General features: G+C 70.4%; 8 protein-coding genes and 1 pseudogene. 2 read left to right on the top strand and 7 right to left on the bottom strand.

All coding sequences use genetic code 11. The annotated features are described in order from the left end of the window. Positions 1–168: 168 nt before the first annotated feature. Positions 169–1,122 carry a methionyl-tRNA formyltransferase gene (locus tag ACFWP5_RS34695; RefSeq protein ID WP_384165831.1) on the bottom strand — a complete coding sequence of 318 codons (954 nt, stop codon included), beginning with the start codon at positions 1,120–1,122 and terminating at the stop codon, positions 169–171. An 83-nt stretch (positions 1,123–1,205) separates the two neighbouring features. Between ACFWP5_RS34695 and ACFWP5_RS34700 the strand changes: the two genes are divergently transcribed. Then, positions 1,206–2,528: a lysine N(6)-hydroxylase/L-ornithine N(5)-oxygenase family protein gene (locus ACFWP5_RS34700; protein ID WP_384165834.1), complete on the top strand. Its 1,323-nt coding sequence runs from the start codon at positions 1,206–1,208 to the stop codon at positions 2,526–2,528. A gap of 174 nt (positions 2,529–2,702) precedes the next feature. Here the strand turns inward: ACFWP5_RS34700 and ACFWP5_RS34705 are convergent, their stop codons facing one another. The 4 genes from ACFWP5_RS34705 to ACFWP5_RS34720 form a co-directional block, all read right to left on the bottom strand. Further along, positions 2,703–3,383, bottom strand: coding sequence for an isochorismatase family protein (locus ACFWP5_RS34705; RefSeq protein ID WP_384165837.1), 681 nt, complete (start codon positions 3,381–3,383; stop codon positions 2,703–2,705). A gap of 97 nt (positions 3,384–3,480) precedes the next feature. Then, complete coding sequence (locus ACFWP5_RS34710) at positions 3,481–4,968, bottom strand: amidohydrolase (protein WP_384165840.1); 1,488 nt, start codon at positions 4,966–4,968, stop codon at positions 3,481–3,483. A 179-nt stretch (positions 4,969–5,147) separates the two neighbouring features. Next, on the bottom strand, positions 5,148–7,637 hold the full coding sequence (locus ACFWP5_RS34715) for a beta-glucosidase (RefSeq protein ID WP_384165843.1): 2,490 nt from the start codon (positions 7,635–7,637) through the stop codon (positions 5,148–5,150). Between the two features lie 313 nt (positions 7,638–7,950). After that, complete coding sequence (locus tag ACFWP5_RS34720) at positions 7,951–9,810, bottom strand: RICIN domain-containing protein (RefSeq protein WP_384165846.1); 1,860 nt, start codon at positions 9,808–9,810, stop codon at positions 7,951–7,953. Positions 9,811–10,171: 361 nt separating this feature from the next. Between ACFWP5_RS34720 and galU the strand changes: the two genes are divergently transcribed. Further along, positions 10,172–11,206, top strand: a complete 1,035-nt coding sequence (galU, locus tag ACFWP5_RS34725; RefSeq protein ID WP_384165849.1) for a UTP--glucose-1-phosphate uridylyltransferase GalU — start codon at positions 10,172–10,174, stop codon at positions 11,204–11,206. An 85-nt stretch (positions 11,207–11,291) separates the two neighbouring features. Here galU and ACFWP5_RS34730 read toward each other — a convergent pair whose 3' ends face one another. Continuing rightward, positions 11,292–11,729, bottom strand: a complete 438-nt coding sequence (locus ACFWP5_RS34730; protein WP_366497359.1) for a DUF4442 domain-containing protein — start codon at positions 11,727–11,729, stop codon at positions 11,292–11,294. A gap of 301 nt (positions 11,730–12,030) precedes the next feature. Beyond that, positions 12,031–12,119, bottom strand: a pseudogene (locus ACFWP5_RS34735) (diguanylate cyclase); the annotation flags it as partial.

The following is a 12,119-nucleotide window of genomic DNA, read 5'->3' on the forward strand; positions in this document are numbered from 1 at the left end:
TGGGCTCGTAGTTGTGTATATGAGACAGCATCCGGTCGGCGGGCCAGGCAGCCGGGTACCGGCGAAAAGTGTGACACTTTCGCGAGAAGTGTCACACTTTTCCGAACCCCTGCCCCCGCCGCGCCCGACTCTCCGACAACGTCCGCCGACCGACGCGGGGCCGTCCGCTCAGGGTCGGGACGTCAAGTACCCGCCCATGGTGCGGAAGTAGTCGCCGGCCGCGTACTCGGTGCCGTCGTCCGTGCGCACCCGGCGCACCAACAGCCCACGGCTGCGGCCGGTGTGGGCCTCGAGGCCCGCCACTATGACCACGCCGTCGCCCTCGCGGATGAAGATCCGGCCCGGGGTGCCGCCGTAGCGTCCCTCCGAGACTGCCGCGGAGACGATCCTGAGCCGCTCGCCGCGGTGGAAGGCGTACGCGTTCGGGTAGGGGTCCGACTGGGCCCGCACGAGACGCTCCAGGCGCTCCGCGGGCCAACTCCAGTCGATACGGCTGTCCTCGGCCGACCGCTTGTGGAAGAAGCTGGCCCGGCCGCGGTCCTGCGGCACCCACTGGCCGACGTCCCGGCCCGAGGCGATCAGGTCGAGCGACTCGCGCACGATGGGCGCGATGAGGTCGACGGTCCGGTGGAACAGGTCGGTCGCCGTGTCGGTGGGCCCGACCGGCACCGAGCGCTGGATCAGGACGTCCCCGGCGTCGAGTTCGCCGTTCATCCGGTGCGCGGTGACGCCGACGCGCGGCTCGTCGTTCAGGAGCGCCCAGATGATCGGCGAGAAGCCCGCGTACGACGGCAGCAGCGAGTCGTGGACGTTGAGGGTGCCGTGCGGCGGGAGGTCGAACAGCTCCGGCGGCAGCCAGGTGCGCCAGTTGTTGGCGACGATGATGTCCGGCCTTGCTTCCCGTACGGCGTCGAGGAGTTCGGCGTCGTCGGGGCGGTTGCGCAGCAGGACGGGGACGTCGTTCTTCTCGGCGAGTTCGGCGACGCTGTCGTCCCAGATCTTCTCGTAGGCATGCTCACTTTTCGGGTGGGTGACGACGAGAACGACCTCGTGGTCGGAGTCCAGCAACGCCTGCAGCGTGCGGTGACCCCAGGTCTGATAGCCGAGCATGACGACCCGCATGACGGTCCTTCCCTTCAACGACTCATTGCAAGGTAAGCCTTACCTTATCTAGCATTGGGCTGCCTGAGGGAGGCGATGCCACGGTGAAGTCACCGCTACTGGATTCCGAAGTGGTCCACGACATACTCGGAATCGGATTCGGTCCGTCAAATCTCGCACTGTCCATAGCGGTTGAGGAGCACAACAAGAGCCTTCCGGCAGACAGCCGTCTCAACGCGCTGTTCCTGGAACGCCAGTCGCGCTTCGGCTGGCACCGGGGCATGCTGATCGACGACGCCACGATGCAGGTGTCGTTCCTCAAAGACCTGGTCACGCTGCGGAATCCGACCAGCGACTACAGCTTCCTCTGCTTCCTCCGCGAGCAGGGCAGACTGATCGACTTCCTGAACCAGAAGACCCTGTTCCCGCTGCGCGTGGAGTTCCACGAGTACTTCGAGTGGGCGGCCGAGCGGGTCTCCCACCTGGTCTCCTACGGCAGCGAGGTCGTCGCCGTCGACCCGGTGCGCGGCGACGACGGCGAGATCGCCTACTTCGACGTCACCAGCCACGACCCTTCGGGTTCCGGTACGACGATCACCCGCCGGGCCCGCAACATCAGCGTCGCGATGAGACTTGAGCCGCATGTGCCGCCGGGTCTCGAACTGGCCGAACGCATCTGGCACAACAGCGAGTTGATCCCCCGCGCCACCGAACTGGCCGACGCGGGCAAGCCGGTGCAGCGGGCCGTGGTGCTCGGCGCCGGGCAGAGCGCCGCCGAGGCGGTGGACTATCTGCACCGCACCTTCCCGGAGGCCGAGGTGTGCTCGGTGTTCGCCAAATACGGCTACACCCCGGCCGACGACAGCCCGTTCGCGAACCGCATCTTCGACCCGGAGGCGGTGGACGTCTACTTCTCGGCGCCGTCCGAGGTCAAGCAGTCACTCATCGACTACCACCGCTCCACCAACTACTCCGTGGTCGACATGGAGTTGATCGAGGCCCTGTACGCCACTGCCTACCGGGAGAAGGTGGCCGGACGGGAACGGCTGCGCTTCCTCAACGTGTCCCGCATCCGCGCCGTGGACCCCGCGTCGGGCGGCGGTCTCGACGTCGCCGTGGAGTTCCTGCCCACCGGCGAGAAGCAGGTGCTGTCCGCCGACGTGCTGGTGCTCGCCACCGGTTACCGGCCCCGCGACCTGAGTTCGCTGCTCGGCGAGGCGGCCAAACTCTGCCTCAGGGACGACGGCGACGAGATCCGCGTGGGCCGGGACCACCGGGTCGAGACGGTCCCCGAGGTCACCGCCGGCCTCTACCTCCAGGGCGGCACCGAGCACACACACGGGCTGACCAGCACGCTGCTGTCGACGGTGGCGGTGCGGGCGGAGGAGATCCACCGGTCGGTGCGGGGGGCGAGGTTGACCGTCTGACGCCCCACAACTCCCCGGGCCCGGAGGGTACGGTCCCTTCCGGGCCCGGGGTTTTTTCTGTGCCGGGCGAGGTTTTACGCGTGCGGGGTGGGGTCTTACGCGTGCCAGGTGGGGTCTTACGCGTGGGGAGCGGCACTTCAGGCCGATCACCGGTCGCCGCTGGTCAAACCCCGTTCACATCAGCGGCGTTGTGGGTCCGCTCTCTCCGCGGTGGTGGGGATCGGGTCCGCCGAACACGTCCGCCACGCCCCGCACGGTCCTGACCGCCCCGCAGGTCGCCGCGATCCAGTCCACGGCCATCCGGTGATCGTCGTGCGCCCGGTCGGCCACCGCGTCCGCGACGACGAACGGTTCCATGTCCTGCATCCACGCGTCGGCCGCCGTGAGCAGCACCTGCGTGCGCGCGAAGACCCCGACGATCACCGGCTGGTCGCGCCCCAACTCCGCGAGTCTGCGCCGCAGTCGGGTACCGGCGAAGGCGCTGAACCGCTTCGCCACCAGCACGCTGTCGCCGACCTGGGGCCGGATCGCGTCCACGACGTCACGGGAGTCCTCGCCACCGGGCAGGCGCGGATGCCCGAAGCTGGTCTCCCGGCCGTCCGGTTCCCGCTCGGCGGTCTTGAGGGTGTACAGCACGGGAATCCCCGCGGCCCGTGCCGACTCCGTCAACAGGCCGACTCCGGTGAGGAGTTCGCCGACCGGCGCGGAGGACTCCCGCAGCACGTGCAGGAAGTGGTTCTGGACGTTCAGGACCACCAGGGCCGCGCGGCCCGGGTCGATGGCCCAGCCCGTCCGGTCCGGGGGCAGCGCGGCGGGGCCGGGCATGACGTACGGGACCATGTCGGATGACGGCATACGCATCGGCCTCTCACCGGTCGTCGGACGTCGTGGAGAGACGTCGTGGGGTTGTGTCGCGGGGTTACGTCGGGGGGCTGGGGAACACGGGACCGGCTCAGTAAGGCCCGTGGCTCCAGCGGCCGTTGGTCATCGTGGCGTGGACGGGCATCGCGCGCAGGGTGTCCGGGTCGGCGTCCAGGGGGTCCACGTCGACGACCACCAGGTCGGCCGGGTCGCCGACCCTGATGAGCCGGCGTCCGCGGGCCGCGGCGACCAACGCGTCCGGGACGGACAGGCGTTGCTCCGGATGCCAGGCGGGGCGTTCGTCGTCGGTGCGGTTGACGGCGGAGGCGATGGCGAACCAGGGGTCGAGCGGCGAGACCGGGGCGTCCGAACCGAACTCCAGCCGGGCACCGGCGGCGAACAAGTCGCCGTAGGGGAAGGCGCGTTCGGTGCGTCCGGCCCAGTGCCGGTCCGCCACGTCACGGTCGTCCGTCGCGTGCCGGGGCTGCACGCCCGCCGTGACCCCCAACTGGGCGAAGCGCGGCAGGTCTTGGGGGCTAAGCAACTGCGCGTGCTCGATCCGGCCGCGGCAGCGCACCGTCGCGAAGGCGTCCAGGGCAACGGTGTTGGCGCGGTCGCCGATGGCGTGCACGGCGGGTTCGATGCCGTGCGCGGCGGCGTGCCGCATGAGCCGTACGAGCTCGTCGGGGGCCGTCTCCTCGATGCCGTGGGCGCCGTCCGTGCCCTCAAGACCTGGGTAGGGGTCGCGGCACAGGGCGGTACGGGTGTTGAGCGAACCGTCCGTGAAGAGCTTCAGCGGCCCGACCTGAACCAGGCTCCCGTCGGCGCCGACCTCGTCCCCGGTGCGCAGTCCGCGCTTGATCGCGGCCTCCAGGTAACTCGGATACACCGCGGCCGACACCCGTACGGCGGGCCCGAATTGGGCCGAACGCCGTTCCCAGTCCCCGACCGTGTCGCCGTACTGGAAGTCGATGACACCGCTGACCCCGCGCGCGGCGGCGGCCCGGCAGGCGTCCTCGATCCAGCCGTCGACCACGTCGACCGGCGCCGCGGGGAGGGCGGACAGCACCTCGTGGGCCTCGTGCTCCCGGATCAGGCCGGTGGGGTGGTCGCCCCGGCCGACAAGAGCGAGGCACGCGGAGTTGAGCCACGCGGCATGCAGATCGGCACTGACCAGGGCGACCGGCCGATCGGGCAACACCGCGTCCAGCAGCCGCTTGTGCGGGGCATCGGCCCACAGCCCGTCCCGGAACCCGTACCCGTAGAGCACCGCGCCGTCGGGCGCTCCGGCGCGTTCCCGGACGAGATCGGCCACGGCCCGCGCGGACCCGGTACCGGCCAGGTCGAGGCGGTGCCGGGCGCTCGCCCACTCCGCGAGATGGACATGGGCGTCCCACAGCCCGGGCAACAACACCCGCCCGTCCAGATCGAGTCGCCGCTCACCGCCGGCCTCGGCACCCGCGTCCGCTTCCGCCACGACGTGGGTGATCCGTCCGTCCGCCACCCGCACCCGCGCGAGCGGCCCACCGGCACCGAGCCGCACCCGGGTGAGGGTCAGGGCACTTGGGTTGTCCGCCATAAAGGCCTCCAGGGTAGTGCCGAGGCATTCCGCCAACGATTCACGAAGTAAAGTAAGGCTTACCTTACCTCGCAGATCGCCCTTGCGTCCCCGAGGCGACGGCTCCCGACTCCCGCCCCGTCACCGACCCCACCGATCCCCCACGGCGAGGCCGATGACGAGGCACCGTACTCCCTACCTCACCGTTTCACCTCCGCACTCGTCCGCACCCGCAGATCCCCCGCCGAAGCCCCCACCCACACAGCCCGCCGCCCACTCCCCAGCACCCACGCATGCCGCTTCGCGTCCCACGACGACAAGGTGCGCGCGGCGACACGCACGGTGACCCGTCGCCTCTCCCCGCCACGCAGCGCGAGTCGCCGATAGCCGCCCAACACCCGCACGGCCTGGTCGAGTTGAAGGTCCGGTGAGCGACCGACGTACACCTGAGGCACCGCGACACCGTCCCGTCGGCCCGTGTTGCGGACCGTGAAGGTCACGTCGAGACCGTGCCCGTTCCACCGGGCCGAGGCGTCCTCGTAGGAGAACGAGGTGTACGACAGGCCGTGCCCGAAGGGATAGAGGGGTCGCACGCTCTCCGCGTCGTACCAGCGGTAGCCGACGTGGATGCCCTCCGAGTACTCCTCGGTGCCGTTCACACCGGGGTAGCGGAGGGGGTCGCCGGCGACCGGGTGGTGGGCGTCGTCGACCGGGAAGGACTGGGTGAGGCGGCCGCCGGGGTCGCAGTCGCCGAACAGGACGGCGGTCGTGGCGGCGGCGCCCTCCTGGCCCGGGTAGTACATCTGGAGCACGGCACCCGTCTTCGCCGCCCACGGCATCGACGTAGACGACGAGGTGTTGAGGACGACCGTGGTGCGCGGGTTCGCGGCCGTGACCGCGTCGATCAACTTCGTCTGATTACCCGGGAGTTCGAGGGTGGTGCGGTCGAGGCCCTCGGTGGCGTCCTCGTAGGCGAACAGGACGACACTGCGGGCGGCGCGCGCCGCCGTGACCGCCTCGGCGACGTCCTGCGCGCGGGTCTCGCCGGTGATGCGCCGCAGCCGGAACAGCAGTCCGGCGTCGCCGCCCTCGGCGGTGATCTTCAGGGTGTGGGTGCCCTTGGCGAGGGTGAGGGTCTTGCGGCGGACGGAGAGGCCGTCGGGGTCGACCGAGACCAGGCCGCCGGAGAAGTACTCGCCGTATCCGGCCGCGAGGGGGAACAACTCCTCGCCGTCCAGGAGGACTTTGGGGCGCGCGGTCGGAGCCGAGGAGAAGTGCAGGACGAACGTCCACTCGTCGGACTCGGTCACGACGAGCGAACCGTCGTACTCCCAGGTCTTCCCGGCGTCCACCCGCTGGCCCTCGCTGTCGAAGGCGGGGGTGAGGGAAGACGCGGGGACGGCCTTGCCGAACAGGTCCTCGCCGAGCGCGTACGTCACCCGGGCCCGGGAACCGGCCCGCGCCCTGATCGCGTAGAGCGGGCTGTCCGCGTGGTCCGGTACGACGTGCGCGCTGCCGCCGCCGCTGACGAAGGGCAGGGTGCCGGTGGGGCCGATCACCGCGATGCCGCCGCCACCGGTAGGCAAGGTCAGCGGGAGGGTGCCGTGTTCGTTGCGGAGCAGGGTCGCGCCCGCCTTGGCCACCTCCAGTGCTACGGCGGCGCCCGCCTTCGCGTCGCGGGCGGGGCGCGGCGGCACGCTGCCGTCGAGGAGCCCGAACCGGTCCATGACGCCGAGGATCCGGCGCACCGCGCGGTCGACGTACCGCTCGGGCAAACTGCCGTTCTGTACGGCCGACTTGAGAGGCGCGCCGAAGTAGGTGCCGTCCGGCATCTCCATGTCGAGGCCGGCGGTGATCGCGGCGACGGTGCTGTGCGCGGCGAACCAGTCGGTCATCACCCAGCCGTCGAAGCCCCATCGGCCGCGCAGGATGTCGGTGAGGAGGGCCTTGTTCTCGCAGGCGAAGGTGCCGTTGACCCTGTTGTACGCGCCCATCACCGCACCGGTGCCCGCGCCGACGGCCGCTTCGAAACCGCGCAACTCGATCTCGTGCATGGTCTGTTCGTCTACCCGCACGTCGATGGAGTCGCGGTCCTTCTCCTGGTTGTTCATCGCGAAGTGCTTGACGGTCGCGATGAGTCCCTCGCCCTGGATGCCCTTGATCTCGGCGGCGACCAGATCGCCGGCGAGCAGCGGATCCTCGCTGAGGGTCTCGAAGTTGCGGCCCGCGTACGGGGTGCGGATGAGGTTGACCATCGGTGACAGCAGGACGTCCTGGCCGAGGGCGCGTCCCTCGCGGCCGACGACCTGACCGTAGCGGCGTGCGAGGCCGGGGTCGAAGGCGGAGGCGAGCAGGACGGGCGCCGGGAGGGCGGTGGCGTGTGCGGTGACACGGACGCCGGCCGGTCCGTCGGTGAGCCGTAGCGGCGGGATCTTCAGGCGCGGGACGCCGGGGATGTAACCGGCCTGGCCGAGCGAGTTCGGGTCGGTGGCGCCGTGCAGGAGGGAGATCTTCTCGTCGAGGGTGAGCTTCGCCAGGAGCCCTTCGACGCGGGGACCGGCCCCCGCCTCGGGTCTGGCCTGCGCGTACGCGTGCGACGGGGAGACAAGTCCGGTGGTGGCCGCGCTGGCCACCGCGATCGCGCCGCCCAGCAGACGCAGGGCGGATCGCCGGGACACGGTGTCGGTCATGAGCCGTCACTCCTTCGGTGTGCGGGCACGACGTTGTGAACCGCAGGTGCGCCTCGGTGCCCCGGACCGTCTTCGGTCTCCGTCTGCGTTCGGTATCTGAACGCACCATGCGTCAGCCCGACTTGACGACCCGTTGGACACCACTGGCGCGGCGGGAAAACTATGACCGCCATTGACTCGTGTCAATAATCCGAACAGGAATCGGCCGCGCGCCCACAAGAACCGAAGGGTGAGAGAGCTGTGGGGCCACCCCGGTGGGGGCGGCCCCGGCGCTCAGTTCAGCTCAGCTCAGCTCAGTTCAGCTCAGTTCAGTTCAGTGAAGGGACGGGACGAGCGCGGTGACCGTGTTCAGGACGCCGCTTACGACATTCCCCACGGCGTCCCCTACGGCCGTCAGCGGCTGCACGGCATCGGCGTCGCCGCCCGAGGGCTCGGGTTCCGGCGCGGGTTCGTCGCAGCAGGCGACCTGCGCGGCGCGGGGCGCGTACTGCGGCTCGTTCTGCTGTGGCACGTCCGTGGGAAGCGGCTGCGGCACATCGCCCTGGGGCGCACCCTCGGGTGGCTTGGGCGCCGTCGACGCACCGCTCCCCGGCGTCCCGCTCTTCCCGTCCGCCTCCCCCTTTCCGTTCGGTTCGCCCTGCTTCACCCGAGCGTCGGCGGCCGATTCCAGCACCCAGCGCTGCCCGGCGGACCCGTCCCGGTCCGTCACTGCGACCCGCGCCCCGGCTTTCCCGCTGGCGGGAGCGACGGCCAGCCCCTGGCTCCAGCGGAGCAGGAACTCGCCGCGCACCGTCAGGTCGTAGTGCACCTCGCCCGCGTGCACCAGGCAGCCGCCCAGGGCGACCGTGCGCGCGGTGGTGTCGGCGTCGAGGCAGAGTCCCGGGTCGGTGAGGCTGCGCAGCAGACCGTCCTGGTCGTACGACCACTGCTGGGACCCGGCGGTCGAGCACGCCGCCATGGTGACGGCGGCGCCGGACCGCACACGGCCGCCCGGAATGTCGAGGCACAGGCCGGTGGCGAGGCTGCGCAGTACGCCCTGCTGGACGACTCCCGCGGCGGCGCCGGCGGCCGACGCGGACGCGGCGGAACCGTCCGACGAGGGCGCGCCGACGGGGCTCGGGCGGGTCGAACTGCCGCTGGGCGCGCCCCACGTGACGTGCGGACCGGGCGGGTTGTCCCCCTCGGTCCAGCCCTTGGTGGCGAGCACGGTCGCGAGCAGGGCGAGGGAGGTCAGGCCCACGCCCACGAGCGCGGCCCTGGGGTGCCTGCGCGGAAACCCGAGGCGGCCCTCCGGCGTGGGACGGTGACGGCCCATCGGACGGCGGGCGGCATGGGCGTAGGTCTCGGGCGTCTCGCGGCCGGGCCGTGAGGCGAGGTAGCGGCGGGCGCCCCAGCCGAGGACGGTCTCGGCGAGCAGCACTTCGAGGCCGCCGTCGAAATGGCTCAACTGCTCTGCCGCGAAACGGCAGTAGCGGCACGTCATGAGATGCCGTTGCACATCGGGCAACAGGCCGCCGCCGCGACGGATCGGGACGTCGAGGAGTCGGTTGTAGTGACGGCATTCCGGGGTGGGCGCGAGTTCGCTGTGGGCACGTACACAGCCCTGCCTGAATTGTTCACGTGCCTGGTCGAGCGCGGCGGTCGCGGTGACCTCGTCCACGCCCAGCAGACCGGCCGGTACGGATATGGGTTCGGCCTCGACCTCGGTGTGCCACAGCAGACATTGGGAGGCGCCGGACAGCGCACCGAAAGCGCGCTCCGCCAGCTTCCGCCTTTCGGAGGTCCCGGACCTCGCCGCGCGTAGACCTCGCGCACCAGTGGGTTTACGAAGTTCCGGCAGCAGCGCGGCAATTCGCTCCTCCGCCGCCCACTTCTTCACCATCTCCCTTACAGCTACAAGGAGTTGGGGACGCAGCGCGCCGCCGGTCGCCCGGCCCCCCAGTACCTGGTGGAAGGCGGCGCCGGCCACCATGGACGCCGAACTCTCGGCGGAGGCAAGGCAGATGACCGCATATTCGCTTGTCGCCTGCCAGTGCCGCGCTAGCAGCAGCGCTACGGCACGGGTGCCCGCGGTCTTATCGCCGAGTTGCGCCACGAGATTGCGGTCGGACTCCCCCGGGCTCGATCCGGGGCGGGGCTGGAACGGCGGGCGTGGGGGGTAGGGGGATTGCACGGAACCATTTCCTTCCAAGCCGCAGGACGGCACACGGAATGCCGGACCTCGGAAAGCAGGTGCTTGATTGGTGCATACCTATGAGGTGTCAGAAGGTTCCGGAGGCGACTCTGACCATTGCCTTCCGATGCCTTCTGACAGCCGGCCTCACGGGGTGGCTCACACTCGCACAAGCGCCTGACAGGAAACAAGGAGTTCGAGTGACCGATGTTCAAAACGCAGAGAATTCAGATTGGTTACCGGCGGTATCCACAGGCGTCTACACGAAATCTCCAACTCCCCCGCGAACTAAGGGAGGCACACAGGGAACTCCCATGTTTCTCTCGGGGGGCTCTCATCGCCGTGGGCCACCATGAGCCACATGATCGCCCCCCACTCTTCAGCCACCCCCGCACCCGCCCGCGTCCCCACGGTCCGCAAGGCGGTCGTACCGGCCGCCGGGCTCGGCACGCGGTTCCTGCCCGCGACGAAGGCGACGCCGAAGGAGATGCTCCCGGTCGTCGACAAGCCCGCGATTCAGTACGTCGTCGAGGAGGCCGCCGCGGCCGGGCTCGACGACATCCTGATGGTGACCGGCCGGCACAAGCGCGCCATCGAGGACCACTTCGACCACGCCTTCGAGCTCGAACAGGCCCTGGCCGCCAAGGGCGACACCGTGCGCCTGGACGCCGTACGCGATCCCGCGCGCCTCGCCGACATCCACCACATCCGCCAGGGCGACCCGCTCGGCCTCGGGCACGCGGTGCTGTGCGCCCGCCACCACGTCGGCGACCAGCCGTTCGCCGTCCTCCTCGGCGACGACCTGATCGACCCGCGCGAGACCCTGCTCAGCCAGATGCTGGAGGTCCGCGAGCGGTACGCCGGCAGCGTGGTCGCCCTCATGGAAGTACCCGCGGAACAGGTCCACTTGTACGGCTGCGCGGCCGTCGAGCCGACCGGCGAGGACGGTGTCGTACGGGTCACCGGCCTGGTCGAGAAGCCGTCCCGCGAGGACGCGCCGAGCCGCTACGCCGTCATCGGCCGCTACGTCCTCGACCCCGCGATCTTCCGCACCCTGGAGCGCACCCCGCCCGGCCGCGGCGGCGAGATCCAACTCACCGACGCCCTCCAGGAGTTGGCCGCAGGCGGCACGGTCCACGGAGTCGTCTTCAAGGGTCTGCGCTACGACACCGGCGACAAGGCCGACTACCTGCGCACGGTGGTCCGGCTGGCCTGCGACCGCCCGGACCTGGGGCCCGAATTCGTCGCGTGGCTCAAGGAGTTCGTGGCGGGACTGGAGAGCGCGGAAGTCGGCGAGAGCCACGGGAACGGCGGAAGTGGCGTGGCCGGCGAGACCAGTGACAGCGGAGAGAGCGGCGAGAGCGGCAAAAGCGAGGGTGCGCGGATCGCGGCCTGAACGCCACCCGCACCACACGCACCACACGCACGAGGGCCCGGTCATCCGTAGGCAATGACCGGGCCCCGTAGCGGAGTTGAGCTGATCAGCTGTTCGGCCGGAGTGTCCAGGTGACCGTCATCTCACCCGTGACGGCGCCGTCCTCGCGCTGGATGGCGACGGTGACCGGGAACTCGGGGCGCTCGCCCGCGTCGAGTTCGGCGACGACGTCGGCGGCGGGGCGGCCGAGGGTCGCGGTGGCCTTCACCGGGCCGAGGGCGATCTTCTTGAACGCGATCTCGGCGTTGACCGGCAGCGGCACGGCCCGCGAGAGCTGGTCGCCGAAGGCGGCGAGGACGATCGCGCCGCTGGCGGACTCGCCGAGGGTGAACATGGCACCGGCGTGCGGGCCGCCGACGTGGTTGCGGTACTCGCTCTGGTCCGGCAGGGCCAGCACGGCCCGCTCCGGACTGGTCTCCAGGTACTCCAGGTTCAGCGTGCGAACCATCGGTACCGTCGCGGCGAGCAGCTCGCCGATGGACATCTGATCTGCGCTCATGAAGAGCATGTTACCCACGAGTAGCCAGGCCTGGCCAGATGTGTGCGGCCGCACACACCATCCACCCACCCGTTGGCCACCAAGTTGGTACGACCCTGACAAGGGGCGGTGACCCAACCGTGTCCGACACCGCACTAGGGTTACTGCCCATGTGGCCAGGACAGCAGCCGCCCGGGGGCGAGCAGAATCCGCAGGACAACCCGTACCAGCAGCCGGGGTACCAACAGCCGAATCCGTATCAGCAGCCCGGCTTCCAGCAGCCCAATCCCTATGGGCAGCAACCGCAGGCCTCGTCGGCGCCGTCGATCTCGAAGCGCTGGTCGGTGCGGCGGAACTTCTCGGTGAGCCCGAGATCATGGAACATCGCGGCCACAT

It is taken from the genome of Streptomyces sp. NPDC058469 (genome assembly GCF_042721125.1).
In the GTDB taxonomy this organism is placed as follows: Bacteria; Actinomycetota; Actinomycetes; order Streptomycetales; family Streptomycetaceae; genus Streptomyces.

Excerpts from the sequence above, each read along its gene's own strand:
- ACFWP5_RS34710 (WP_384165840.1), bottom strand. The coding sequence starts at position 4,968 with ATGGCGGACAACCCAAGTGCCCTGACCCTCACCCGGGTGCGGCTCGGT.
- galU (WP_384165849.1), top strand. The coding sequence starts at position 10,172 with ATGATCGCCCCCCACTCTTCAGCCACCCCCGCACCCGCCCGCGTCCCC.
- ACFWP5_RS34730 (WP_366497359.1), bottom strand. The coding sequence starts at position 11,729 with ATGTCCATCGGCGAGCTGCTCGCCGCGACGGTACCGATGGTTCGCACG.
- ACFWP5_RS34695 (WP_384165831.1), bottom strand. The coding sequence starts at position 1,122 with ATGCGGGTCGTCATGCTCGGCTATCAGACCTGGGGTCACCGCACGCTG.
- ACFWP5_RS34705 (WP_384165837.1), bottom strand. The coding sequence starts at position 3,383 with ATGCCGTCATCCGACATGGTCCCGTACGTCATGCCCGGCCCCGCCGCG.
- ACFWP5_RS34715 (WP_384165843.1), bottom strand. The coding sequence starts at position 7,637 with ATGACCGACACCGTGTCCCGGCGATCCGCCCTGCGTCTGCTGGGCGGC.